At 57.7% G+C, this 23,534-nt stretch carries 24 protein-coding genes and 2 tRNA genes; 22 read left to right on the plus strand and 4 right to left on the minus strand.

All coding sequences use genetic code 11. The features are described from left to right. Nucleotides 1-135: 135 nt before the first annotated feature. On the plus strand, nucleotides 136-1,599 hold the full coding sequence (gene guaB / locus Q674_RS39255; RefSeq protein ID WP_022991076.1) for an IMP dehydrogenase: 1,464 nt from the start codon (nucleotides 136-138) through the stop codon (nucleotides 1,597-1,599). Nucleotides 1,600-1,664: 65 nt separating this feature from the next. Further along, nucleotides 1,665-3,242, plus strand: coding sequence for a glutamine-hydrolyzing GMP synthase (guaA, locus tag Q674_RS39260; protein ID WP_023010013.1), 1,578 nt, complete (start codon nucleotides 1,665-1,667; stop codon nucleotides 3,240-3,242). Between the two features lie 67 nt (nucleotides 3,243-3,309). On the opposite strand, the gene Q674_RS39265 is transcribed toward guaA, so the two are convergent. Beyond that, nucleotides 3,310-4,341 (minus strand): zinc-dependent alcohol dehydrogenase family protein, encoded by a 1,032-nt coding sequence (locus Q674_RS39265; RefSeq protein WP_011785196.1) that lies wholly within the window; start codon nucleotides 4,339-4,341, stop codon nucleotides 3,310-3,312. A gap of 272 nt (nucleotides 4,342-4,613) precedes the next feature. Between Q674_RS39265 and tadA the strand changes: the two genes are divergently transcribed. Genes tadA through Q674_RS39285 form a run of 4 tightly spaced genes read left to right on the plus strand, consistent with a single transcriptional unit; the run spans nucleotide 4,614 to nucleotide 7,923 of the window. Next, a complete protein-coding gene (gene tadA, locus Q674_RS39270; protein WP_011785195.1) occupies nucleotides 4,614-5,117 on the plus strand; it encodes a tRNA adenosine(34) deaminase TadA in 504 nt (167 codons plus the stop codon). A gap of 6 nt (nucleotides 5,118-5,123) precedes the next feature. Next, nucleotides 5,124-6,113 carry a UDP-glucose 4-epimerase GalE gene (gene galE / locus Q674_RS39275; RefSeq protein WP_011785194.1) on the plus strand — a complete coding sequence of 330 codons (990 nt, stop codon included), beginning with the start codon at nucleotides 5,124-5,126 and terminating at the stop codon, nucleotides 6,111-6,113. Between the two features lie 33 nt (nucleotides 6,114-6,146). Further along, entirely contained in the window at nucleotides 6,147-7,493 is a 1,347-nt protein-coding gene (locus Q674_RS39280) for a UDP-glucose dehydrogenase family protein (protein ID WP_023010014.1), read from the plus strand. A 19-nt stretch (nucleotides 7,494-7,512) separates the two neighbouring features. Next, on the plus strand, nucleotides 7,513-7,923 hold the full coding sequence (locus Q674_RS39285) for an HIT domain-containing protein (protein ID WP_031210509.1): 411 nt from the start codon (nucleotides 7,513-7,515) through the stop codon (nucleotides 7,921-7,923). A gap of 11 nt (nucleotides 7,924-7,934) precedes the next feature. Here Q674_RS39285 and fabR read toward each other — a convergent pair whose 3' ends face one another. Continuing rightward, a complete protein-coding gene (gene fabR / locus Q674_RS39290) occupies nucleotides 7,935-8,561 on the minus strand; it encodes an HTH-type transcriptional repressor FabR (RefSeq protein ID WP_023010016.1) in 627 nt (208 codons plus the stop codon). A 204-nt stretch (nucleotides 8,562-8,765) separates the two neighbouring features. On the opposite strand from fabR, the gene aspS reads away from it, so the two are divergent. The 14 genes from aspS to nadA all read left to right on the plus strand — a co-directional run bounded on the left by aspS (nucleotide 8,766) and on the right by nadA (nucleotide 20,022). Further along, nucleotides 8,766-10,565, plus strand: coding sequence for an aspartate--tRNA ligase (gene aspS / locus Q674_RS39295; RefSeq protein WP_023010017.1), 1,800 nt, complete (start codon nucleotides 8,766-8,768; stop codon nucleotides 10,563-10,565). Nucleotides 10,566-10,634: 69 nt separating this feature from the next. Then, on the plus strand, nucleotides 10,635-11,162 hold the full coding sequence (ruvC, locus tag Q674_RS39300; RefSeq protein ID WP_011785189.1) for a crossover junction endodeoxyribonuclease RuvC: 528 nt from the start codon (nucleotides 10,635-10,637) through the stop codon (nucleotides 11,160-11,162). A 30-nt stretch (nucleotides 11,163-11,192) separates the two neighbouring features. Next, complete coding sequence (gene ruvA / locus Q674_RS39305; RefSeq protein ID WP_031210510.1) at nucleotides 11,193-11,822, plus strand: Holliday junction branch migration protein RuvA; 630 nt, start codon at nucleotides 11,193-11,195, stop codon at nucleotides 11,820-11,822. Between the two features lie 160 nt (nucleotides 11,823-11,982). Further along, nucleotides 11,983-13,014 (plus strand): Holliday junction branch migration DNA helicase RuvB, encoded by a 1,032-nt coding sequence (ruvB, locus tag Q674_RS39310; protein WP_011785187.1) that lies wholly within the window; start codon nucleotides 11,983-11,985, stop codon nucleotides 13,012-13,014. After that, nucleotides 13,007-13,426: a tol-pal system-associated acyl-CoA thioesterase gene (gene ybgC, locus Q674_RS39315; protein ID WP_011785186.1), complete on the plus strand. Its 420-nt coding sequence runs from the start codon at nucleotides 13,007-13,009 to the stop codon at nucleotides 13,424-13,426. Before ruvB ends, ybgC begins: the two co-directional genes overlap by 8 nt. Nucleotides 13,427-13,464: 38 nt before the next feature. Next, entirely contained in the window at nucleotides 13,465-14,154 is a 690-nt protein-coding gene (tolQ, locus tag Q674_RS39320) for a protein TolQ (RefSeq protein ID WP_011785185.1), read from the plus strand. A 33-nt stretch (nucleotides 14,155-14,187) separates the two neighbouring features. Beyond that, a complete protein-coding gene (gene tolR / locus Q674_RS39325; protein ID WP_023010018.1) occupies nucleotides 14,188-14,634 on the plus strand; it encodes a protein TolR in 447 nt (148 codons plus the stop codon). 18 nt (nucleotides 14,635-14,652) lie between these two features. Then, a complete protein-coding gene (gene tolA / locus Q674_RS39330) occupies nucleotides 14,653-15,681 on the plus strand; it encodes a cell envelope integrity protein TolA (RefSeq protein ID WP_226610678.1) in 1,029 nt (342 codons plus the stop codon). A gap of 14 nt (nucleotides 15,682-15,695) precedes the next feature. Further along, nucleotides 15,696-17,018 (plus strand): Tol-Pal system beta propeller repeat protein TolB, encoded by a 1,323-nt coding sequence (gene tolB, locus Q674_RS39335; RefSeq protein ID WP_031210512.1) that lies wholly within the window; start codon nucleotides 15,696-15,698, stop codon nucleotides 17,016-17,018. Between the two features lie 54 nt (nucleotides 17,019-17,072). After that, entirely contained in the window at nucleotides 17,073-17,642 is a 570-nt protein-coding gene (gene pal, locus Q674_RS39340) for a peptidoglycan-associated lipoprotein Pal (protein ID WP_011785181.1), read from the plus strand. A 23-nt stretch (nucleotides 17,643-17,665) separates the two neighbouring features. Beyond that, nucleotides 17,666-18,442, plus strand: coding sequence for a tol-pal system protein YbgF (gene ybgF, locus Q674_RS39345; RefSeq protein WP_022991086.1), 777 nt, complete (start codon nucleotides 17,666-17,668; stop codon nucleotides 18,440-18,442). A gap of 113 nt (nucleotides 18,443-18,555) precedes the next feature. After that, nucleotides 18,556-18,631, plus strand: a tRNA-Lys gene (locus Q674_RS39350). A gap of 62 nt (nucleotides 18,632-18,693) precedes the next feature. Then, a tRNA-Lys gene (locus Q674_RS39355) sits at nucleotides 18,694-18,769 on the plus strand. A gap of 191 nt (nucleotides 18,770-18,960) precedes the next feature. After that, on the plus strand, nucleotides 18,961-20,022 hold the full coding sequence (nadA, locus tag Q674_RS39360) for a quinolinate synthase NadA (protein ID WP_011785179.1): 1,062 nt from the start codon (nucleotides 18,961-18,963) through the stop codon (nucleotides 20,020-20,022). A gap of 17 nt (nucleotides 20,023-20,039) precedes the next feature. Here nadA and Q674_RS39365 read toward each other — a convergent pair whose 3' ends face one another. Beyond that, nucleotides 20,040-21,512 carry a M48 family metalloprotease gene (locus Q674_RS39365; protein WP_011785178.1) on the minus strand — a complete coding sequence of 491 codons (1,473 nt, stop codon included), beginning with the start codon at nucleotides 21,510-21,512 and terminating at the stop codon, nucleotides 20,040-20,042. A 156-nt stretch (nucleotides 21,513-21,668) separates the two neighbouring features. On the opposite strand from Q674_RS39365, the gene Q674_RS39370 reads away from it, so the two are divergent. Next, nucleotides 21,669-21,896, plus strand: coding sequence for a sulfurtransferase TusA family protein (locus tag Q674_RS39370; protein ID WP_011785177.1), 228 nt, complete (start codon nucleotides 21,669-21,671; stop codon nucleotides 21,894-21,896). 15 nt (nucleotides 21,897-21,911) lie between these two features. Next, nucleotides 21,912-22,988, plus strand: a complete 1,077-nt coding sequence (locus Q674_RS39375) for an AI-2E family transporter (protein ID WP_011785176.1) — start codon at nucleotides 21,912-21,914, stop codon at nucleotides 22,986-22,988. Nucleotides 22,989-22,992: 4 nt separating this feature from the next. Here the strand turns inward: Q674_RS39375 and Q674_RS39380 are convergent, their stop codons facing one another. Next, the gene (locus Q674_RS39380; protein ID WP_011785175.1) at nucleotides 22,993-23,460 is read right to left on the minus strand and encodes a peroxiredoxin; all 468 of its coding nucleotides are present in this window, start codon (nucleotides 23,458-23,460) and stop codon (nucleotides 22,993-22,995) included. Nucleotides 23,461-23,534 lie beyond the last annotated feature (74 nt).

The raw sequence follows: 23,534 nt of genomic DNA on the forward strand, positions 1-23,534 counted from the left end.
AAATGGCAAAAACCGCGCGGTTTACTGTCCTTACGCACCACTTTATAATAGATCGATTAAGGATTTTGCTTTGTCGCACCGCCGCGGGTGCGGCACGGAAATTCCCAACTTAGCATGTTCAAAAGGCGGATCCCAATGCTGCGTATTGCCGAAGAAGCCCTCACGTTTGACGACGTTCTGCTCGTGCCCGGATATTCTGAAGTTCTCCCTCACCAGGTCGACCTGAAAACCCAGCTGACCAAGGGTATTACCCTGAATATTCCGCTGGTGTCGGCGGCCATGGATACGGTAACCGAGGCGGAGCTGGCCATTGCCATGGCCCAGGAAGGCGGTATCGGTATCATGCACAAGAACATGACGGTGGAGCAGCAGGCGGCTGCTGTCCGCAAGGTCAAGAAGTTCGAAAGTGGTGTGGTCAAGGATCCGATCACCGTATCTCCGGGTACCACCGTACGTGAGCTGGTCGATATCACCATGGCCAACAATATCTCCGGCCTCCCGGTTGTCGATGGCAATGACCTTGTCGGTATCGTGACTGGCCGTGATATCCGTTTTGAAAGCCGCATGGATACCCCCGTCCGGGACATTATGACGCCCAAGGACAAGCTTGTTACCGTCAAGGAAGGCGCCGATCTGGAAGAAGTAAAAGAGCTTCTGCATCGTCACCGCATTGAAAAAGTTCTGGTGGTAAACGATGAGTTCCAGCTTCGTGGCCTGATCACGGTAAAAGACATTCAGAAAGCCAAGGACTATCCGCTGGCGTGCAAGGACGAGCAGGGGCGCCTGCGAGTTGGCGCGGCGGTCAGCACCGGTGGTGACACCGAAGCTCGCGTAGCCGCACTGGCAGAAGCCGGGGTGGATGTGATCGTGGTGGATACCGCCCATGGCCATTCCAGGGGCGTGATCGATCGGGTTCGCTGGGTGAAACAAAACTACCCGGATGTTCAGGTCATTGGCGGCAATATCGCCACCAGTGATGCTGCCATCGCCCTGGCCGAAGCTGGCGCAGACGCCGTGAAGGTAGGTATTGGCCCCGGTTCCATTTGTACCACCCGGATCGTCGCCGGCATTGGTGTGCCCCAGATTTCTGCGGTTTCCAATGTCGCCGCTGCCCTGAAGGACCGCGGTGTGCCACTGATTGCAGACGGCGGTATCCGCTTCTCCGGAGACATCGCCAAGGCCATTGCTGCTGGCGCTCACTGCGTCATGATCGGCAGCCTGCTGGCAGGCACCGATGAGGCTCCGGGTGAAGTCGAACTGTTCCAGGGTCGCAGCTACAAAGCGTATCGCGGCATGGGCTCTATCGGCGCCATGGGGCAGGGTTCCAGCGACCGTTATTTCCAGGATGCCAGCAAAGGCATCGAGAAACTGGTGCCGGAGGGCATTGAGGGCCGCGTGGCCTGTAAAGGCCCGATGCGTAATATCGTGCATCAACTGGTTGGCGGTATCCGGGCCTCCATGGGCTACACCGGTAGCGCCACCATGGACGAAATGCGTACCAAGCCCGAGTTTGTTCGCATTACCAATGCCGGTATGCGTGAGAGTCACGTCCACGATGTGACCATCACCAAAGAAGCGCCCAACTACCGAATCGGTTAATCTTTGCCTGATCAGACGCGGCCCGGTTTCCGGGCCGCGTTGTTTCTTTACAGCCCGAGGACTCCATGGCCCAGAACATTCACGACCACCGTATCCTGATTCTCGATTTCGGTTCCCAGTACACCCAGTTGATCGCTCGTCGCGTTCGTGAAATCGGGGTTTACTGCGAGATCAAGGCATTCGATATCACCGATGACGAACTTAACGAGTTCAATCCCAAGGGTATTATTCTGGCGGGCGGCCCGGAATCGGTCACCCAGCTCGGTGGCCCGCGTGCCCCGGAAGGTCTGTTCGATCGTGGTATTCCGGTGCTGGGTATCTGCTACGGCATGCAGACCATGGCAGAGCAGCTTGGCGGTCGGGTTGCCAGTTCCGAGAAGCGGGAGTTCGGTTATGCCCAGGTGAAGGTTCGTGCCAAGGGCCCGCTGCTGGCAGACATTACCGACCACCTGACGCCGGCTGGTGATTCCCTGCTGGACGTCTGGATGAGCCACGGCGACAAAGTGGTCGCCATGCCGGAAGGCTTCGAGCTGTTGGCCTCCACTGAGAGCGCGCCGATTGCTGCCATGCAGGACCTGAGCCGCAACCTGTACGGCGTTCAGTTCCACCCGGAAGTGACTCACACCCTGCAGGGCAAGCGCATCCTCGAGCACTTTGTCCTGACCATCTCCGGCTGTGAGGCTCTGTGGACCCCGGCCAAGATCGTCGACGATGCCGTTCGGCAGATTCGCGAGCAGGTGGGTTCCGACAAGGTGCTGTTGGGCCTGTCCGGTGGTGTGGATTCTTCGGTTACGGCGGCGTTGTTGCATAAAGCCATCGGTGACCAGCTTACCTGCGTGTTCGTGGACAACGGCCTGCTGCGCCTGCACGAAGGCGATCAGGTGATGGACATGTTTGCCAGTAACATGGGCGTTAAGGTTATCCGTGTAGACGCTGAAGACCTGTTCCTGTCCAAGCTCAAGGGCGTGAACGATCCGGAGCAGAAGCGCAAGATCATCGGTAATACCTTTATTGATGTGTTCGATGCGGAAGCCGCGAAGATCACGGATGTGAACTGGCTGGCCCAGGGCACCATCTATCCGGACGTGATTGAATCCGCTGCGTCCAAAACCGGTAAAGCCCATGTCATCAAGTCCCACCATAATGTGGGTGGCTTGCCGGAAACCATGAAGATGAAACTGGTAGAGCCGCTGCGCGAGCTGTTCAAGGACGAAGTCCGCAAGATCGGCCTCGAGCTTGGCCTGCCGTACGACATGGTCTACCGCCACCCGTTCCCGGGGCCGGGGCTGGGGGTTCGTATCCTCGGCGAGGTCAAGAAAGAGTATGCGGACATTCTGCGTCGTGCCGACGCGATCTTCCTGGAAGAACTGCATCGTGCTGACCTGTACCACAAGACCAGCCAGGCCTTTGCCGTGTTCCTGCCGGTGAAATCCGTGGGTGTAGTGGGTGATGCCCGCCGCTACGAATACGTGATCGCGATCCGTGCCGTGGAAACCGTGGACTTTATGACCGCACGCTGGGCGCGGCTCCCGTACGAACTGCTGGAAACCGTATCCAACCGGATTATCAACGAGATTTCCGGTGTATCACGGGTGACCTACGATATTTCGTCCAAGCCGCCCGCAACCATTGAATGGGAATGAGTCGGGCAGGCTAGAGCCGGAAGGCGGCAAGCAGGGATGCTTGCCGCCTTTTTTCGTTTTCAGGTCGTCATTCGGCGGTCAGCAACATCTTGACTGCTTTCTCCTTCGCCGCCTGGCTGAAGATGTCGTAGGCTTTTTCGATATCGTTGAGCTTGAGGCGGTGTGTGACCAGGTCCTCCGGCTTCACATCGCCACTCTCGACGACCTTCATCAGCACCGGAATGGTGTTGGTGCTCACCAAGCCGGTGCGTACCGTGATGTTTTTGATCCACAGGTCCTGCAGCCGGAATTCCACGCTTTTGCCGTGTACGCCGATGTTCGCGATGTTGCCGCCAGCGCGAATGATGCTCTGGCAGATATCGAAGGTCTCAGGTATGCCGACCGCCTCCATGGCAACGTCTACACCCTCACCGTTGGTCAGTTCTTTGATGGTTTCGATGGGGTCTCGGGCGATGGTGTCTGTGGCCCCCAGCATCCTGGCCATTGCCAGGCGGTTCTCGTCCGGATCAATCATGATGATACGCGCCGGTGAGTAGAAGCGGGAGGTCATTACGGCGGCCAGTCCGATGGGGCCGGCGCCGATGATGGCGACTGTGTCCCCCAGTTTGACTTCGCCGGCGAGAGCGCCAATCTCGTGTCCTGTGGGCAGGATGTCGCTGAGCATCACCGCGGCAGCTGGGTCCATTCCTGAAGGCAGGTGGTACAGGCTGTTGTCGGCATGGGGGATGCGTACATACTCGGCCTGGGTGCCATCGATCAAATGCCCCAGAATCCAGCCGCCGTCCCGGCAGTGGGCATAGATGCCGCGCTTACAGTAGTCGCAACGCCCGCAGGAGGTGACGCAGGAAATCAACACTTTGTCGCCAACCTTGATGTTACTTACTCCGTCACCCACTTCTTCGACCACTCCCACGCCTTCGTGGCCGAGAGTGCGACCTTTCGTGACCGCTGGCACATCGCCTTTCAGGATGTGCAGGTCGGTGCCGCAAATGGTGGTATGGGTGATGCGCACCACGGCATCTGTGGGTTTCTCGATTGCAGGCTGTGGCTTGTCTTCCCAGCTACGCTTTCCTGGTCCGTGAAATACCAATGCTTTCATAATGTTCTCTCCTTGAAGGATCTGCGGCTGCAGATGCGATTCAGGTCCTTGTAAGTCTTGCACGGACTGCACTGATTGAAACATGACGTATGTCAGTATAGGCCCCGAAAGGTAAAACGGTATGACAGTTGTCTGAGTAAAAAATCTTCTTTCAGTGCGGGTGCGCCCGGGGCCGTCGCTTGGTTAAGACGGCGAATAATGGTATTTTCGTGGCGCTTTCGGGGTTGGCCACTATCGTAGTTGTATAGGGCGCTATCAGTAGAGCCGCATTTATGTCGGATTCACCAAAGAATGATCAATACTGGATGGCCCGTGCACTGATGCTGGCGGAGCGGGCGGCCTCGATAGGCGAAGTGCCCGTTGGCGCGATTGTTGTCCGTGATGGTAAGGAGCTGGGCGTGGGTTACAATGCGCCCATTACCGGTTGTGATCCCACAGCCCACGCGGAGATTCGGGCTTTGCGGGATGCCTCCGCCAGGGTGGGGAACTACCGGCTGACCGGGGCAACTTTATACGTCACCCTTGAGCCTTGCACCATGTGTGTGGGCGCCATTGTGCACAGCCGAATCAGCCGCCTTGTTTATGGTGCCCGCGAGCCCAAAGCGGGTGCGGTAGAATCTGCCCGGCGTACGCTGGACGAGGCCCACCTTAACTGGCAAGTAGAAGCGGAAGGCAGTGTCCTGGAAGGCGAGTGCGGCCAGGTTATCAGTGATTTTTTCAGCCGGCGGCGGGCAGAGATTCGGCGGCGGCGTAAACAGAATTCAGGGAAGGAGTAACTCTGCGTGAAAGTACTTGTTACCGGCGGTGCCGGATATATCGGCAGTCACGTTGTGCGTCAGCTGGCGGCGGCAGGTCATGACATTGTCGTTTTTGATAACCTGTCTACCGGTTATCGCTGGGCCGTGACCGCCGGCGAGTTGGTGGTGGGCGACCTTGCCGATGAGCAAGCCCTCAGTGCGGTTTTTTCGCAGCATAAGTTCGAGGCGGTACTGCACTTTGCCGCCAATATCGTGGTACCGGAATCCGTTTCCAACCCCCTCAAGTACTACAGCAACAACACCCGGAACACCCTGAATCTTCTCAAGATGGTTGAGCACTATCAGGTTCCCTACATGGTGTTTTCCTCCACCGCAGCGGTTTACGGTATGCCCGAGCAAACCGTACTGACGGAAGACCTGCCGCTGGCTCCCATCAACCCCTACGGCGCCTCGAAAATGATGAGCGAGCGCATGATGATGGACCTCGCCGCTGCCAGCAGTCTGAATTACGTGATCCTTCGCTATTTCAATGTGGCCGGCGCCAACCCGGACGGCTTGTTGGGGCAGGCAACGCCGGAGGCAACGCACCTGATCAAGGTAGCCTGCGAGTGCGTGACCGGGCAGAGAGACGGCATGAGCGTGTTTGGCACTGACTACGAGACCCGTGACGGCACCTGTGTCCGCGACTACATCCATGTGGAAGATCTGGCCAAGGCCCATGTTATGGCGCTGGATTATATGGCCAAAGGTGGAGAGTCCCAGGTACTCAATTGCGGTTATGGCCGTGGTTTCACCGTGCGTGAAGTGATCGATGTGGTGAAAGCCGAGTCCGGCGTTGATTTCCTGGTACAGGAAACCGGACGCCGAGCCGGCGACCCGGCTGCGCTGATGGCCGATAACACACGGATCAAGAATGTTCTGGGCTGGCAGCCGGATTTCGATGACCTGAATACCATTGTGCGGACCGCACTGGCCTGGGAAAAGATCTGGCAGCAAAAGAAAGCAGGCCACTGACAGTTTTTATTCTAAATTTTCAGGAAGAGTTGCATGAAGATTACGATTTTCGGAACCGGTTATGTCGGCCTTGTGACTGGCGCCTGTCTGGCGGATGTCGGGCACCACGTGCTGTGCATGGATGTGGACCAGGGCAAGATCGAAAAACTGAAGAACGGCCAGATTCCTATTTACGAGCCAGGCCTGGACAACATCGTCAAGCACACCGTTGAGGCTGGTCGCCTGGCATTTACCACGGACACCGAGGAAGCGGTCAAGCACGGTACCCTTCAGTTTATCGCCGTTGGCACGCCACCGGATGAAGATGGTTCTGCGGACCTTCAGTATGTTCTGGCAGTGGCGAAATCCATTGGGCAGCACATGGAGGATTACAAGGTGGTGGTGGACAAGTCCACCGTACCGGTCGGGACTGGCGACAAGGTAAAGGCGGCGGTTCGTGCCCAGCTGGACAAGCGGGGGTTGGAACTGGATTTTGATGTGGTGTCCAATCCGGAATTCCTGAAAGAAGGTGCTGCCATCAACGATTTCATGAAGCCGGACAGGATTGTGGTCGGCACCGAGAGCGAAAAGGCGGCGGATTTGTTGCGGGAAGTGTACTACCCGTTCAACCGCAACCACGATCGCATGATCTTCATGGACATCCGTTCTGCTGAGCTGACCAAGTACGCGGCCAATGCCATGCTGGCCACCAAGATCAGCTTCATGAACGAAGTGGCAAACCTGGCCGAGCGGCTGGGCGCGGATATTGAAGAAGTGCGCCGGGGTATCGGTTCTGATCCGCGTATCGGTTACCACTTTATCTACCCGGGTTGCGGTTACGGCGGTTCCTGCTTCCCGAAAGATGTGCAGGCCCTGGCCCGCACCGCCCGAGACTGTGATTACGAATCCAAGCTGCTGAATGCCGTAGAAGCCGTCAACTATGCCCAGAAGCACGTGCTGTTCGACAAGGTCTCGCACTACTTTCAGGGTGATCTGAAGGGCAAGACCGTGGCGCTCTGGGGTCTGGCGTTCAAGCCCAACACAGATGACATGCGCGAAGCATCTTCCCGCACCCTGATGGAAGATCTCTGGAAAGCTGGTGCGAAGGTGCAGGCTTTCGATCCGGAAGCCATGGAGGAAACCCAGCGCATCTACGGGGATCACGACGGACTGACTTTGTGCGGTACCAAGGAACAGGCGTTGAAGGGTGCTGACGTATTGGTGATCTGCACCGAGTGGAAAGAGTTCCGCTCACCGGACTTTGATGTGATTGCCTCCACCTTGAGTGAGCCGGTGGTGTTTGACGGCCGCAACCTGTACGAGCCGGAAATGCTGGAGCGTCATGGCCTGATCTACTACGCCATTGGCCGCGGCCGTAACCAGTTCCATTCAGCGGTCTGACGGCCGGGGAGGGGTGTTGATGTTCCAGCTTCATGAGCGTTTGGCGGCGGATACCTACAAGCTGGGAGAGAGTCGTCTTTGCGATATCTTGCTGATGAACGACAGCACCTGGCCCTGGATCATTCTGGTGCCCCGGGTATCCGGCATCCGGGAAATCTACCAGTTGGCGAGCGAACAGCAGCAACAATTGCTGGCGGAGTCCTCGGTGCTGAGTGAGGGGATGATGGATCTGTTTGCGGGAGACAAGATGAATGTGGCAGCGCTGGGCAATATGGTGCCCCAGTTGCACTTGCATCATATTGTCCGCTATCAGGGCGACCCGGCCTGGCCGGGCCCGGTGTGGGGCAAGCAGCCTCCTGTACCTTACACAGAAGAGCAGCTAGCCAGTGTGAAAGCAAAGCTGCAGCCGCTACTTGAGCAACTTGCCTAAGATTTAGTAGCTCAATCCAGACCCTGCTGCCACTGGACCAGGGTCTGGGAACCCACCAGAATCATTCTCAGCTCGGTTTTCAATTTCTGCTTGAGTTCTTCTCGCTCTTCCGGGGTTGCATCCAGCGCCTCGGCGCCTTGATTGAAGACCAGTGTGACCATGGCTTCGGCGACAATCCTGGCTTCCGCCAGGGGTTTGTTCTGTTCGTCGGCAAACCGGCCAAGATCGTCGGCCAGCTCCGTTACGAAATGGTCGATTTCTGCTTTCACCGCCGTCCGGAAAGGCTTGGATACGCCGGTGCGCTCCCTCAGCATCAGGCGGAACAGGTTGGCGTTATTACCCAGGTACTCCATGAAGGTGTCCACCGAAGTGGAAATCGCACTGCCGTCCCGGGCAATACGTTTACGGGCCTGGCGCATCAGCTGCCGCAGGGCCACGCCGCCTTCGTCCACCAGGGCCAGGCCAAGCTCGTCCAGCTCGGCGAAGTGCCGATAAAAGGATGTGGGGGCAATGCCGGCCTCCCGGGCGACTTCCCGCAAACTCAGGCTGCCAAAGCCCCGATCTGCGCTCAGTTGGGCGAGGGCAGCGTCCATCAGTGCTCGACGGGTTTTCAGTTTCTGTTCCGCTCGGGTGGCCAACGTCTTACTCCATGGTCCGGTCAAACCATGCATTCTAGCCCCCGGTTTTTTGATAGTCATCCCGATGCCGGATATCCGGTGTCAATTCTGTTTCGGGACGCCTGATTTTCAAAGTCATTGTGTTTATAATGGGCGGCTTTTCGGCTATAGCCGCCCAAATTCTTTGATTCAACGCGAACACATTCAGAACGAACGGGAACCGATATGCGCAGCCATTATTGCGGTGGGATTAACGAATCTCACATCGATCAGGAAGTCACACTCTGCGGATGGGTACACCGCCGCCGTGACCACGGTGGGGTCATCTTTCTGGATCTGCGAGATCGGGATGGCATGTCTCAGGTTGTGGTCGATCCGGACACCCCTGAAAGTTTTGCTCTGGCGGAGAAAGTCCGCAGCGAATTTGTTATCAAGGTGACCGGCCGCGTTCGTCGTCGCCCCGCGGGTACCGAGAACAACAACATGCCCACTGGCCAGGTCGAGCTGTTGGGCAAAGAGCTGGTCATTCTGAACGCAGCCGCCACCCCGCCGTTCCCGCTGGATGAGCACGTCGACGTGGGCGAGGATGTTCGCCTGCGCTACCGTTTCGTAGATCTGCGTCGCCCGGAGATGATCAACCGTCTGCGGTTCCGTTCCCGTGTGACCAGTTACATCCGGAACTTCCTGGACAGCCGCGGATTCATGGATGTGGAAACCCCGATCTTGACCCGTGCCACCCCGGAAGGTGCCCGTGACTACCTGGTACCGAGCCGTACCCACGAAGGTTCCTTCTTCGCTCTGCCACAGTCGCCGCAGCTGTTCAAGCAGTTGCTGATGGTGTCTGGTGTAGATCGCTACTACCAGATTGCCAAGTGTTTCCGCGATGAAGATCTGCGTGCCGATCGTCAGCCCGAGTTTACCCAGGTGGACATCGAGGCTTCTTTCATCGATGAAGAAACCCTGATGGGCCTGAACGAGGAAATGATTCGTTCCCTGTTCAAGGATGTGCTGGATGTTGAGCTGCCGGAGTTTCCGCGCATGCCGTATTCTGAAGCCATGCAGCGTTACGGCAGCGACAAGCCGGACCTTCGTATCCCTCTGGAACTTCAGGATGTGGGTGATCTGGTGGAAAGCGTGGACTTCAAGGTGTTCGCTGGTCCCGCCAAAGATCCGAAAGGCCGTGTCGCCGCCCTTCGCGTGCCCAAGGGTGCCGAGCTGACCCGTAAACAGATTGATGACTACACCAAGTTTGTTGGTATCTACGGTGCCAAGGGCCTGGCCTACATCAAGGTAAACGAACTGGCCAAGGGTGCCGAAGGCCTGCAGTCGCCAATCGTGAAATTCCTGGGTGACGACGTTGCGCTGGCCATCATGGAGCGCGTAGGTGCGGAAGATGGCGATATCGTCTTCTTCGGCGCTGATAAGGCTACCGTCGTGAATGAAGCCCTGGGCGCCCTGCGTATCAAGGTAGGACACGACCTCAACATGCTTACCTGCGAGTGGGCACCAATGTGGGTTGTAGACTTCCCGATGTTCGAGGAGCTGCCGGATGGCAATCTGACCGCCATTCACCACCCGTTCACGGCGCCGTCCTGCAGTCCGGAAGATCTGGCAGCAGACCCGGCGAACGCCTTGTCCCGTGCCTATGACATGGTGCTCAATGGTACCGAGCTGGGCGGTGGTTCTATCCGTATCCACGACGAGAAAATGCAGGAAGCGGTGTTCCGTATCCTGGGTATCGGAGAGGAAGAGGCTCGTGCCAAGTTTGGCTTCCTGCTGGATGCCCTGAAATTTGGTTGCCCGCCTCACGGTGGTCTGGCCTTTGGTCTGGATCGTCTGGTGATGCTGATGACCGGTTCTTCGTCAATCCGCGACGTCATCGCTTTCCCGAAAACCCAGAGCGCCACCTGTCTGATGACTCAGGCGCCGGGCGAGGTAGACGAGAAGCAGCTGAAGGAGCTGCATATTCGTCTGCGCCGTTCTGCTAAAGCCGTTGAAGGCAACAAGGCAGAAAATAAAGAGTAAAGGCACGATGCCGGAGGTGGCGCGCCATCTCCGGCACGGCCAGACTCTCTCACTTCCGAGGGCAGGCGGATGGCAATCATCCTGGGGGTAGACCCCGGCTCCCGCATCACCGGTTACGGTCTTATTCGTTCTGAAGGCCGGCTTCTTGAGTACCTCGACAGTGGCTGCATCCGAGTAGGTGAAAAGCCAATGGCGGAGAGGCTGCAGACTATTTTCCACAGTCTCGCCGTGCTGATTGGCGAATATCGCCCGGAGGAGTTCGCTATTGAGCAGGTGTTCATGGCGCGCAACCCGGACTCGGCCCTGAAGCTCGGTCAGGCAAGGGGAGCTGCAATCGTCAGTGCCGCCAACAGCGGCCTGGCAGTCCATGAGTATTCTGCCCGGCAGGTGAAGCAGGCGGTGGTGGGTACTGGTGGAGCGGATAAATCCCAGGTGCAGCACATGGTGCAGGCGCTTCTGGGGCTGTCCCGAAAACCACAGGCGGATGCCGCCGATGCCCTGGCCATTGCCCTCTGCCATGCCCATATGAACCAGAGTGTATTACGTATGGCCAGGACCGGAGGTAAGGTCAGAAGCGGCCGCGTACGCCAACCATAAGCGGCGGTTTGCCGCGACAGGAGAGCCCGTTTGATTGGTCGAATCCGAGGAATGCTGATTGAAAAGTCTCCCGGGCAGGCGCTGGTGGAATGTTCCGGCCTGGGTTACGAAATTGACATTCCCTACACCACGTTTTTTCATCTGCCCGAGACCGGGCAGGAAGTGACCCTTCATACCCATTTCGCCGTTCGTGAAGACGCCCAGAGCCTTTATGGTTTTGCCTCCCGTCTGGATCGAAATCTGTTCCGGCTGCTGATCAAGGTTAACGGTGTTGGCCCCAAACTTGCGGTGGGCATTCTGTCGGGCCTGGATGCACAGCAATTCATCCGCTGTGTCGAGGCTCGGGACGCGAATTCGCTGGTCAAACTGCCCGGTGTCGGCAAAAAAACGGCCGAGAGGCTGTTGATTGAAATGGCCGACAGGATAGGGCAGCTGGAAGGGCAGTTCGTCCCGTCTCAGCTCGATGTGCCGACTGGAGCCGGGGCGGCTACCGCGAATCAGGCTGGGCCTGACCCTCGGGAGGAGGCTGAGGCCGCATTGATTGCGCTTGGCTACAAGCCCCAGGAGGCGGCCAAGGCGATCAGCAAGGTGGCCGGCCCGGATATGAACAGCGAAACGCTGATACGTCTGGCCCTGAAGAATATGATTCCCGCCGGGTAACAACCCGGCGTTTTTGTGTCGGCTATGGCCACAGAACCATGACACCAATGTGTATAGAGCGTAACGTGACTCACAAGCGCCCCTTTGTACAATTGGTGCAACCTGACTTACAGGGTGAGCCAGCGGGCATGTTGTTTATTCCCAGCAAGCGGATAATGCCATGATTGAATCGGACCGATTGATATCGGCCAAGGCCGGAGAATATGAGGAAGTGCATGATCGGGCCATCCGTCCGACGTTGCTTTCCGAGTATGTGGGCCAGCCTACGGTACGCGAACAGATGGAGATTTTTATCTCCGCTGCCCGGGGCCGCCAGGAAGCGCTGGATCATGTGCTGATTTTCGGCCCTCCCGGGCTTGGTAAAACCACTCTGGCCAACATCATTGCCAATGAGATGGGTGTCTCGATCAAGACGACGTCCGGCCCGGTACTGGAAAAGGCCGGAGACCTGGCTGCCATGCTCACCAACCTCGAGGAAGGTGACGTCCTGTTTATCGACGAGATTCATCGCCTGAGTGCGGCGGTGGAGGAAGTGCTCTATCCGGCCATGGAAGACTATCAGCTGGATATCATGATTGGTGAAGGGCCAGCTGCACGGTCTATCAAGCTGGATCTGCCGCCGTTTACGCTGGTGGGGGCAACCACACGTGCTGGTCTGCTGACGTCTCCGCTGCGAGACCGGTTCGGCATTGTCCAGCGCCTGGAGTTCTACAATCATCAGGACCTCACCCATATCATTACCCGTTCGGCCCGGCTGTCGTCGGTGGAAATCGACGAGGCAGGGGCGTTCGAGATTGCCCGTCGGTCCCGGGGAACGCCAAGGATTGCCAACCGGTTGTTGCGGCGAGTCAGGGATTTTGCCGAAGTGCGCTCCAACGGCCATATCACTGCGGATATCGCCGACCAGGCACTCAACATGTTGAAAGTGGACAGCCAGGGGTTCGACCACATGGACCGTCGCTTGTTGCTCGCCATGATCGAGAAATTTGATGGTGGCCCGGTGGGTGTGGAGAGTCTGGCGGCCGCAATCAGTGAGGAGCGGGGTACCATTGAGGACGTACTGGAGCCATTCCTGATTCAGCAGGGATACATGGTGCGTACACCGAGAGGGCGTATGGTGACGTCGAATGCCTACCAGCATTTCGGAGTAGTGCCGCCCAGATCCGGCCGGGAGGACGACCTTTTTGAGTGATCCCTCTGCCAGCTTTGAACTGCCGGTTCGGGTCTACATAGAAGATACGGATGCCGGTGGCATTGTTTTTCATGCCAAATACCTGCACTACATGGAGCGTGCCAGAACGGAGTGGGTCCGTAGCCAGGGCGTTGGGCTTCGTGCGGGGCTGGAGCACAATATCAGTTACGTGGTGCAAAAGATGAATCTGCACTTCCGGATGCCCGCGAAGCTGGATGATCAGTTGCTGGTTACAGCTGAACTGAAAGCCGCATCCCGGGTCTGGATGGGCTTTCGGCAATGCGTGTATCGGGCGGATGATCGGCAGTTACTGTGTGATGCAGACGTCCGTGTGGCCTGTGTTGCACTGGATACCGGCAAACCCCGGCGTCTTCCGGAAAATATGCAGGAAATTCTTAAGAATTTCGTATAATTTGTTGAAAGATTTACAAAACTACTTGGGAGTGAACAGTGGAAACGGAACTGTCAGTCTGGCATCTGATTGCGAATGCAGGGATATTGGTGCAGTTGGTCATGCTGTTGCTGATGCTGGCATCGGTCGTCTCCTGGGCACTGATTTTCCAGCGCCTGCAGGTCTTCCGGAAAGCCCGTCAGGCTCAGCTGGAATTTGAGGACCGGTTCTGGTCCGGCATGGATCTGGGCCAGCTCTACAAAGAAGTGAGTGCGGAGCCAACGCCGTTTTCCGGTATGGAGTCTGTGTTCCGGGCAGGGTTCAAAGAGTTCTCCCGCCTTCGTCAGCAGAGCCGGGATGCCGACGCCGTGATGGAAGGTACCCAAAGAGCCATGCGCGTGGCTTTTTCCCGGGAGCAGGAGCGCCTGGAAACCCATCTGCCGTTCCTGGCCACGGTCGGTTCCACCAGTCCCTACGTTGGCCTGTTCGGCACCGTGTGGGGCATCATGAACTCCTTCCGCGGTCTGGCGCAGGTGCAGCAGGCCACGCTGGCTACGGTGGCGCCGGGTATCTCTGAGGCGTTGATTGCCACGGCCATGGGCCTGTTCGCGGCCATCCCTGCGGTCATTGCCTATAACCGGTTCTCGGCCATGTCCGACGCCTTGCTGAAGAACTATGAAACCTTTGCGGAAGAGTTTTCCAGCATTCTGCATCGCCGGGTCCACAACAGCGATCAGGCCGCAGCATAAGTTGCCATCTGGCGGTAACAGGAGTGTAGCGAGATGAAAGGTATGGGAATGATGCCTCAGCAACGGCGCAAGCCGATGTCTGAGATCAACGTAGTCCCCTACATCGATGTGATGCTGGTGCTTCTGGTGATCTTCATGGTGACGGCACCGATGCTCACCCAGGGCGTGAAGGTGGATCTACCGGAGACAACCTCCGATCCGATTCAACAGGACAAAGACGTGGAGTCCATCACCGTGTCTGTCGATAGCAATGGCGCCTACTATCTGGAAGTGGGTGACGACGCCAGCGAGCCGATGGCGCTGGACGAGGTGCGCGACCAGGTGGCAAAGATTCTGTCCCAACGGAGCAACGGTGAAGTGCTCGTCCGGGGCGATGAGTACGTGGACTACGGTGTGGTGGTGCGCCTGATGGCTGAGCTGCAGGCTGCCGGGGCCACCGGGATTGGCCTGATTACCGACGCGCCCAATGATAATCAGTAATTGGATGATGGTGACATTTTGAAGGGCCACAAGCGGGACATCGTCAGTACCGGAAAAGCTCCTCTGAAATCGCCGGTGGCGGTCTCGGTAGGGCTGCACCTGCTGGTGTTCGGTATTGCTCTGGCCGGGTGGTCGTGGAATACGCCACCAGAACCGGAGCCCAGAAGTATTTCGGCCCGGCTGATCAGTCCTGAACCAAGGCCGACACCGGTGGTGGAAGAGCAGGACGAGGCGGATAAAGAGCAGGAGCGCAAGCAGGCACAGGCGCGCGAGCAGGAAGAAGCTGAACGCCAGCGCCAGGCTGAAGAAAAAGCCCGGCAGGAGGCGGAACGGAAGGCTCAGGAAGAAGCTCGCAGGCGCGAAGAAGAGCGTCGTCAGCAAGAGGCGCAGGCAAAGGAGCTGGCAGAGAAGCAAGCCAGAGAGCGTGAAGCGGCGCGCCAGAAAGCGGAAGCCGAAGCCAAAGAGCGGGAACGGCAGAAAGCTGAGGAAGAGCGCAAGCGGCAAGAAGAAGCTAAACGCCGGGCCGAGGAAGAAAAGCGCCGTCAGGAAGAGCAGCGAAAGAAAGAAGAGGCTGAACGCCAGCGCCGCGAAGAGGAAGCTCGCAAAGAGGCGGAGCGGAAACGTCTTGAGGCTGAGAGGCGCCTGCGTGAACAGCAGCTGGAAGCGCTGGCGGATCAGGCCAGGCAAGAGCGTGAAGCGGAAGCCCGCCGCCAGCAGGAAGCCGCGGCAGCGCGCGCAAGAGAAGCACAGATGCAGAGCGAGAGTGATAAATACCAGGCGTTGATTCGCGAGCGGTTAAAGCAGGCGTGGTATCCGCCGTCCTCAGCGAATGAAAACATGACGGCGAGGTTGCAGATCACACTGTTGCCCACCGGTGAACTGGCCAGTGTGAAGTTGGTCGGTAGCAGTGGCAACACTGCGTTTGATAACTCGGCCCTGAGTGCGGTCCGATCATTGAACCGCTATCCCATTCCGGATAATCGTGACACGTTTGAGCGTTATTTCCGCCAGTTCATGATTGAATTCAACCCGCAAAGACTGCGGTGAGGTTGACAATGTTTATGAAAAGCAGATCCCGTTGCTCTGGTAGCTTTCTGAAGACACCGGTTATTGCCTGCCTGGTGCTGTTTTTGACGGCATCCCTGGGCGCCCGGGCGGAACTGTTGATCCGCATTACCGAAGGTGCGGGGTCGGCCATTCCGATTGCCGTTGTACCGTTCGCAGAGAGTGGCAGTATGCCCGCCGGGGACAAGGTGGGCAGTATCGTGCAGGCAGATCTGACCATGAGTGGTGAGTTTCGCCCGCTAGAACCATCGAAAATGCTGAGCCTTCCCTCTGAACGCTCCGAGGTGTATTTCCGGGACTGGCGCATGCTGGGACAGCGCTATGTGCTGGTAGGTCAGTTGACCCGCAATGGCGATCGGATTCAGGCCCGCTACGAGTTGTTTGATGTTAACCAGGAGAAGCGGATTCTTGGTGAAACGGCGGCAGTTCCTGCCTCTAACCTGCGATCGCTGGGCCACCACATCAGTGACCGGGTGTATGAGGCTATTACCGGAGCTCCCGGTGTATTCTCCACCAAGCTGGCTTACATCACCGTGTCTGGTGAGGGCGAGCAGACCCGTTACCGGCTTCAGGTCAGCGATGTGGATGGTAAGCGCTCCAAAGTCCGGTTGGAAAGCCGGGAGCCGATTCTGTCACCGGCCTGGTCGCCGGATGGAAAGAAACTGGCCTATGTTTCCTTTGAGACGGGCAAGCCGGTTATTTTTGTCCACGAACTGGCTACCGGTGAGCGCCAGAAGGTCGCAGACTTCCCGGGGCTGAACTCGGCACCGGCCTGGTCGGCCGATGGCCGTTCCCTGTTGATGACGCTTTCCCGTGACGGTAACGCCGAGATTTACCGAATGGACCTTGCCAGCCGCAATCTGACGCGTTTGACCGACCATTGGGCGATTGATACCGAAGCCGCATGGGACCATGCCGACCGGGGTATCTACTTTACCTCTGATCGCTCCGGTGGTCCGCAGCTCTATCACATGGAACGCCCGGGGGCTGAGCCGCGTCGAATTACCTTTGGCAGTCGCTACAACGCAAGGCCGCGACCGAGCCCCACGGGTGACTATGTCTATTACGTTCATCAGCGCGACAGTGCCTTCCATATTGCCAGAACGAACCTGGAGACCGGCGAAGAGACGGTTATTACCCGCACCGGCTCCGATGAATCACCCAGTGTGGCTCCCAATGGCAGGTTGCTGATCTACGCAACCCGTCAGAACGGGGAAGGCGTACTGACCGTGGTATCCGCAGACGGAGGTGCGGCGTATAGCCTGCCGGCCTCCGAGGGCGAAGTGCGGGAGCCGGCCTGGGGGCCGGTTACCCGCTGAAAATGTACTGAACTGAATTAATTCAACGAAGACCTGAAAAGAGGAAATAACGTGATGAAGATGTCTTTCTCTACAAAAGCGTTTGCCATGCTCCTGTCCGCCGGCCTGGTTGCTGGTTGTAGCTCCACCGGTGAGAACATGGAAGAGGGTGCTTACGGTTCTGACGTGGCCGCGATTGATCAGGATGGCGGTTCTACCGTTTACGGTGGTGCGGATGGCTCCGGCGTTTCCGCCTCCGAGCTGACTGATGACGAGCGCCGGGCCGCTCAGGAGCAAGCCGAGCAGGAAGCCCTGCGTGACATCACCACCTTCTACTTCGATTTCGATACGTCCGAAATCAAGCCGGACGCCCGTGACGTGCTGGTTGCCCACGCTCGCTACCTGGCGGACAACCCGCGTCAGCAGGTACGCCTGGAAGGTCATGCGGATGAGCGTGGCACCAAGGAATACAACCTGGCTCTGGGTGAGCGCCGCGCGAATGCCGTACAGCGCTTCCTGATCGTAAACGGCGCTTCCCGTGGCCAGATTGAAACCGTAAGCTATGGTGAAGAAAAGCCGGCCGTGCGTGGTTCCACTGAAAGTGCCTGGGCACAGAACCGTCGCGTAGAGCTGGTATTCCAGTAAAACCGACCTAGACGGACGTATCCATGAGAAAACAGCTCATGGCGGCCGTGCTGATCCCGCTGGGCCTTGGCCTGGCGGGAGTCGCCCATGCACAGTCGTCCACACCCGCATTCCAGAACAACAGCTCCGAGGCCCAGCGTAAGGCTGGCAACAACCAGGCCACGGCAGAGCTGTTCTACATGATTCAGCAACTGCAGCGCGAAGTGCGAGACCTGCGTGGCCAGGTTGAAGAACAGCAGCACCAGATTGGTCGCCTGCAACAGCAGGGCAGGGACCGCTATGTGGATCTGGATCAGCGGATACTGGAGCTGTCCAAGGCCGTCGAGTCCGGGGCCAGTGCTGCACAGCAGCCGGCTGCAGCGGGAGCTTCAGCAGACAGTGGAAGACTGAAGCCGACCCGGGTGTATCGTTCGCCGGAACCGGAAGAGCAGAAAACCTATAACGACATTATCGACCTTATCCGCAACAAGAAAGACTACGACACGGCGATAACCCGCCTGTACGAGTTTGTGGATACCTATCCCGAGGGCGACCTCACCGTTAATGCCTATTACTGGCTTGGTGAAGTCTATCTGGCGAAACCCCAGTTGGAGCAGGCCCGTCAGGCTTTTACCATCGTTGCGACGCGCTATAGTGATCATCGCAAGGCGCCGGACGCTGTGTACAAGCTGGGGGTGACTCTGGATCGCCTGGGCGAAAAAGACGAGGCACGGCGTCGGATGACCTCCGTTGTCGAACAGTACCCCGATTCAGGGGCGGCAGAGTTGGCGAAGAAGTATCTTGATTCCGCCCAGGGTTGATCGGTATCTGGTCAACTTGCACGGATCTTGATCGGTCATTGAAAAAAGTTGGTCGACCATGAAAAAAAGGGGTTGATCACCAAAAAAATATCAGTAATATGTGCGCCTCGTTTGGGTCGTTAGCTCAGTTGGTAGAGCAGTTGGCTTTTAACCAATTGGTCGAAGGTTCGAATCCTTCACGACCCACCAAATTCAGAGTGCGAGGTTTTGGCCGCGCGTTCGCTGGATGAAAAGCCAGCACAGCCAGTTAGGGGTCGTTAGCTCAGTTGGTAGAGCAGTTGGCTTTTAACCAATTGGTCGAAGGTTCGAATCCTTCACGACCCACCAACAAGGCAAGCCTTCACCACGGGGTTTGCGGAAAAAAGAGCCGAAAGGCTCTTTTTTTTTGCCCGCAAGAACCCACCTATACCCACAGGACGGACGCTATCCTGCAATCTGGCATACCCACATTGCAGGATCATGAAACCAAAGGCAGAAGTGATATACTCTGGCCGTTAACGTCAATCAGAGAATAAGTGATGACTAAAGCGCAAGACCGCATTCTGGTTCAGGAACATCTCGCCCATCAGGCGGAGCCCAAGCCCCTGAGCGCCTCAGAGAAAGCTGATCTCGAGGCCAGGATCAAGGTGGCTCTGAAGGAGAAGGATGCCGTTCTGGTAGCGCATTATTACACCGACCCGGACATCCAGCGGCTGGCAGAAGAGACCGGTGGTTGTGTGGCGGATTCCCTGGAAATGGCGCGCTTCGGTAACCAACACCCGGCCTCCACCGTTGTCGTTGCCGGCGTTCGTTTCATGGGAGAGACGGCAAAGATTCTGAATCCGGAGAAAAAGGTTCTGATGCCGACTTTGGAGGCAACTTGCTCGCTTGATGTTGGTTGCCCGGCAGACGAGTTCTCCGAGTTCTGTGATCAGCACCCGGATCGCACCGTCGTGGTTTATGCCAACACCTCGGCTGCGGTGAAAGCCCGGGCCGATTGGGTGGTCACCTCCAGTTGCGCCCAGGCCATTGTTGAGCATCTGGACGCCAAAGGTGAAAAAATCCTGTGGGCGCCAGACAAACACCTGGGCGGCTATGTACAGAAAACCACAGGCGCAGACGTTCTGCTGTGGGACGGCTCCTGCATCGTGCACGAGGAATTCAAGTACCGTGGCCTGGAAGACCTCAAGGCTCTGTACCCGGATGCAGCAATCCTGGTGCACCCGGAGTCACCCGATGCGGTGGTACAGATGGCGGATGTGGTCGGTTCAACCTCGCAACTGATTCATGCGGTGCAAACGCTTCCGAACGAAGAGTTTATCGTTGCAACCGACAACGGCATTTTCTACAAGATGCAACAGCTGGCGCCCAACAAAACGTTGATTGAAGCGCCCACCGCGGGCAACGGCGCAACCTGCCGAAGCTGTGCCCATTGTCCCTGGATGGCCATGAACGGTCTGGAGAATCTGCTGCACGTGCTTGAGCATGGCGACCAGGAAGTGCATGTGGATGACGAGCTGCGAGAAGACGCGCTGCGCCCGCTGCGCCGGATGCTGGACTTCACCGCCAACATGAACCTCAAGGCTGCCGGCAACGCCTGAAGGCTTCGGGGTTATTCCTAACCGGCTTCGCGCGCCTGAAGCCGGTTAGTCAGCTCACCAAGGCGCTCACTCACCACCTGGCGTTCGGCGGAGCCGGCCGGCAGTTTCTCCTGGGCTTGGCGCAATTGCCGCTGTGCTGATTTCAGATCGCCCATCAGTACATCGTATTCCGCTCTCGCCCGGTGTACGCCGACAATATTTCGCGCCATACCTTCGGCTTCGGCCAGTCTCAGCCACAGTTGCTCCTGGCTGGGCAGGCGGCGAGTCAGCTCCCTCAGGTAGTCGGCAGCGGCGGCGCCGTTACCATCGGCAATCTCGATGGCCGCCAGCGTGGATGTTATTGGATAGTTGCCGGGATTGCGCGCCAGGGCCTCCTGCATAAGCGCTCTGGCGTCGGCATACCGTTTCTGGCTGAGCAGAACTTCCGCCAGTGATACCTGGAACGTGATGCGCCCGGGGTTGGCTTTCAATAATTCCCGCATTAGCTGCTCCGCCTTCTCATAGCGCCGGCTTTCCTGATAAGCCACCGCCAGGCCGTAGCGAATGGCATCGTTGCGCTGGGCGTCTTCCCGGGCCAGGTAAGCCTCGAACGTTTCTATCGCCGTTTCCGGGGATTCGCTGTAATGCACCTGCAGGCGGCTGCGAACCAGGTGATATTCCTGTCCGTCCTGCACCCGGGTATCAGGGTATTGTTCGGCCCGGTTGCGGGTGTCGGCAACCCGGTTCTGGGTCAGCGGGTGAGTGGAAAGGTATTCCGGCAGGCGATTTCCCTGCAGGCGGTTCTGTCTCATCATGATTTCGAACATCTCGGGCATACCTCTCGGGTCCATGCCGGCACTGGCCAGGATGTCCATGCCAACCCGGTCGGCTTCCTGTTCGTGGGAGCGGCTGTAGGCCAGCATGTTCTGCACAGCCATGGCCTGGGTGCCGGCGATGGCGGCAATGCCAATGTCTGACTGGGTAACCGCAGAAAGCACGATACCGGCGATCATGCCGGCCAGGGTTAACGGAGCGCTGGTTTCCTGTTGCTGCATTCGGCGAGCAAAATGGCGCTGGCTGAGGTGGGCCAGTTCGTGGGCCAGGACCGAGGCAAACTGTTGTTCGGTGGCGGCGTTCAGAAACAGGCCCCCATTTACGCCTACCACGCCGCCGGGCACGGCGAAAGCGTTGATGGCCGGGCTGTCAATCAGCACCAGTTTCAGGTCGCGATTATCCAGCGGTGCGGACGGCACCAGACGATAAATGATCGCGCTCAGGTAGTCGTAGACCAGTGGGTCCTGAAGTTGCGGGGCTGAACGGCGAATGGAGGCCATAACCTGTTGGCCAATATCAGCTTCCATTTGTCCGGAGATCAGGCCGCCGCTACCGCCGATGCTTGGCAGGTCTGACGACTGCGCGCGTGTGGCCGGGCTGGTGACCGCCATGCTGAGCGCCAGAAAAACGATCAGGGCCCAGGGGGAGCGGTGTTGGCCTTCGTTCTGGTACTTCATATGTCTGAGGATGCCTCGAATTCGTGTTGCCCGTTTGACAAGGCGGCAGCCGGCAAGTTCTCCGGAGTATTACCAACTCTTGTGATGCAATAGAGTAACACCAGCGGCATAATGCCTGCCTGATTACTGTATGAAACGTAATGGTAAATGCTGATTATGGCTGACAGAACCCTGGATGCCAGCGGCCTGCGTTGTCCCATGCCGCTGCTGAAAACCAAGCTGGAACTCAACTCCATGACGCCCGGGGAGGAATTGGTGGTTGTCGCCACGGATACCGGCTCACTGAGGGACATACCTGCCTGGCTGGCGTTGTCGGCCCATACGCTTGTCAGCCAATCGGAGAGTAATGGGGAATACCGTTTCGTGATAAAGTGCGGCGGTTAATTTCCGGAGTCATTCATGGTCAGAATTCTGCGCGGTCTAGCCCACAAGTATTTTTCAGACGAAGAAGCCGTCATCCTGTTTTTGCTGCTGGTGACAGGCACCGTCTTTATTATCTGGTTCGGGGCCATGCTGGCGCCGGCCATCGCTTCCCTGATTGTCGCGTTCATTCTGCAGGGCCTGGTGTCAAAGCTGAACCGGATGGGTGTGCCTGAGCTGATCGCCGTGATTGGCGTGTTTGTGGTGTTTCTGGGCGTGCTGGTGGGCTTCATCTTCGGCTTGTTGCCGTTGATCTGGACCCAGCTGAGTACCCTTGCCGGCGAAGCGCCACGGATCATCCGCGAGCTGCAGTCCTATCTGGAGGTTCTGCCGCAACAATATCCGCATCTGGTTTCTGCTGAATCTGTGAATACCATGTATCAGCAGATCTCGGCCGAAGTAGGGCACCTGACTCAATGGCTGGTGTCTTTCTCGCTCTCCAGCATTCCGGACCTTGTGGCCTTGCTGATCTACATGGTTCTGGTGCCTATCCTGGTCTTTTTCTTTCTGAAAGACCGTCGGGTCCTGGTGAACTCATTTGCCCGCCTGCTACCTCCGCAGCGACCAATGATGGTTCGCATCTGGCACGAGGTTAATCTGCAATGTGCCAACTACGTCCGTGGCAAGGCGGTGGAGATCCTGATAGTGGGTGGCGTCACCTATGTCGCCTTCAAGTTTCTCGGTATGCCATATGCGGCATTGCTTTCCCTGTTGGTGGGGCTGAGCGTGGTGATTCCCTACATTGGCGCTGCGGTGGTCACCATTCCAGTGGCAGTGATCGGCCTGTTTGCGTTCGGCTGGGGCAGCCATTTTATCTGGGTCATGGTCATCTACGGCATTATTCAGGCGCTTGATGGCAATGTCCTGGTACCGATTCTGTTCTCGGAAGTGAACAACCTGCACCCGGTGGCGATTATTGTTGCCGTACTGTTCTTTGGCGGAATCTGGGGCTTGTGGGGCGTGTTTTTTGCGATTCCGCTGGCGACGATGCTGAAAGCGGTCTTCGCCGCCTGGCCGGTGAAGGAGTCGCCTCCGCCACCAGCCATTGCGGAATAGGGCGTTAAAGGGCTTTGACGGCTTCCAGCACCTCGTCGGCGTGCCCTTTTACCTTGACGCCGCGCCATTCCCTGCGCAGCACGCCTTCCTTGTCGATCAGGAAGGTGCTGCGTTCAATGCCAAGGTGCTCCTTGCCATAAAGCTTCTTGAGCTTGATGACGTCGAACAGCTTGCACAGGGATTCGTCCTTGTCGGAAATCAGGTGGAACGGAAAGTCGTATTTTGCCCGGAAGTTATCATGGGCTTTCAGGCCATCCCGCGAGACGCCGAAAATCTCGGTGTCCTCGGCAGCAAAGGCTTCCATTCTGTCCCGGAAGTCCTGGCCCTCGGTGGTGCAGCCCGGTGTATTGTCTTTCGGGTAGAAGTAAATAACGATGTTCCGGCCTTTCAGGTCGCTCAGGCGAACGGTCTGGTCGCCAGTGGCCTCAGCCTGAAATTCTGGCACGGGTTGATTCAATGCTACGGATGACATGACATCTCCTTTAATTCCCTTGTGTCAGTTCGAGCCCAACATTACCATATCGGTTTTATTCGGACGGAGCTTTT

The sequence above is a fragment of the Marinobacter sp. EVN1 genome, assembly GCF_000475375.1.
GTDB lineage: Bacteria > Pseudomonadota > Gammaproteobacteria > Pseudomonadales > Oleiphilaceae > Marinobacter > Marinobacter nauticus.

Excerpts from the sequence above, each read along its gene's own strand:
- guaB (WP_022991076.1), top strand. The coding sequence starts at position 136 with ATGCTGCGTATTGCCGAAGAAGCCCTCACGTTTGACGACGTTCTGCTC.
- guaA (WP_023010013.1), top strand. The coding sequence starts at position 1,665 with ATGGCCCAGAACATTCACGACCACCGTATCCTGATTCTCGATTTCGGT.
- Q674_RS39265 (WP_011785196.1), bottom strand. The coding sequence starts at position 4,341 with ATGAAAGCATTGGTATTTCACGGACCAGGAAAGCGTAGCTGGGAAGAC.
- tadA (WP_011785195.1), top strand. The coding sequence starts at position 4,614 with ATGTCGGATTCACCAAAGAATGATCAATACTGGATGGCCCGTGCACTG.
- Q674_RS39280 (WP_023010014.1), top strand. The coding sequence starts at position 6,147 with ATGAAGATTACGATTTTCGGAACCGGTTATGTCGGCCTTGTGACTGGC.
- Q674_RS39285 (WP_031210509.1), top strand. The coding sequence starts at position 7,513 with ATGTTCCAGCTTCATGAGCGTTTGGCGGCGGATACCTACAAGCTGGGA.
- aspS (WP_023010017.1), top strand. The coding sequence starts at position 8,766 with ATGCGCAGCCATTATTGCGGTGGGATTAACGAATCTCACATCGATCAG.
- ruvC (WP_011785189.1), top strand. The coding sequence starts at position 10,635 with ATGGCAATCATCCTGGGGGTAGACCCCGGCTCCCGCATCACCGGTTAC.
- ruvB (WP_011785187.1), top strand. The coding sequence starts at position 11,983 with ATGATTGAATCGGACCGATTGATATCGGCCAAGGCCGGAGAATATGAG.
- tolR (WP_023010018.1), top strand. The coding sequence starts at position 14,188 with ATGAAAGGTATGGGAATGATGCCTCAGCAACGGCGCAAGCCGATGTCT.
- tolB (WP_031210512.1), top strand. The coding sequence starts at position 15,696 with ATGAAAAGCAGATCCCGTTGCTCTGGTAGCTTTCTGAAGACACCGGTT.
- pal (WP_011785181.1), top strand. The coding sequence starts at position 17,073 with ATGAAGATGTCTTTCTCTACAAAAGCGTTTGCCATGCTCCTGTCCGCC.
- ybgF (WP_022991086.1), top strand. The coding sequence starts at position 17,666 with ATGAGAAAACAGCTCATGGCGGCCGTGCTGATCCCGCTGGGCCTTGGC.
- nadA (WP_011785179.1), top strand. The coding sequence starts at position 18,961 with ATGACTAAAGCGCAAGACCGCATTCTGGTTCAGGAACATCTCGCCCAT.
- Q674_RS39365 (WP_011785178.1), bottom strand. The coding sequence starts at position 21,512 with ATGAAGTACCAGAACGAAGGCCAACACCGCTCCCCCTGGGCCCTGATC.
- Q674_RS39370 (WP_011785177.1), top strand. The coding sequence starts at position 21,669 with ATGGCTGACAGAACCCTGGATGCCAGCGGCCTGCGTTGTCCCATGCCG.
- Q674_RS39375 (WP_011785176.1), top strand. The coding sequence starts at position 21,912 with ATGGTCAGAATTCTGCGCGGTCTAGCCCACAAGTATTTTTCAGACGAA.
- Q674_RS39380 (WP_011785175.1), bottom strand. The coding sequence starts at position 23,460 with ATGTCATCCGTAGCATTGAATCAACCCGTGCCAGAATTTCAGGCTGAG.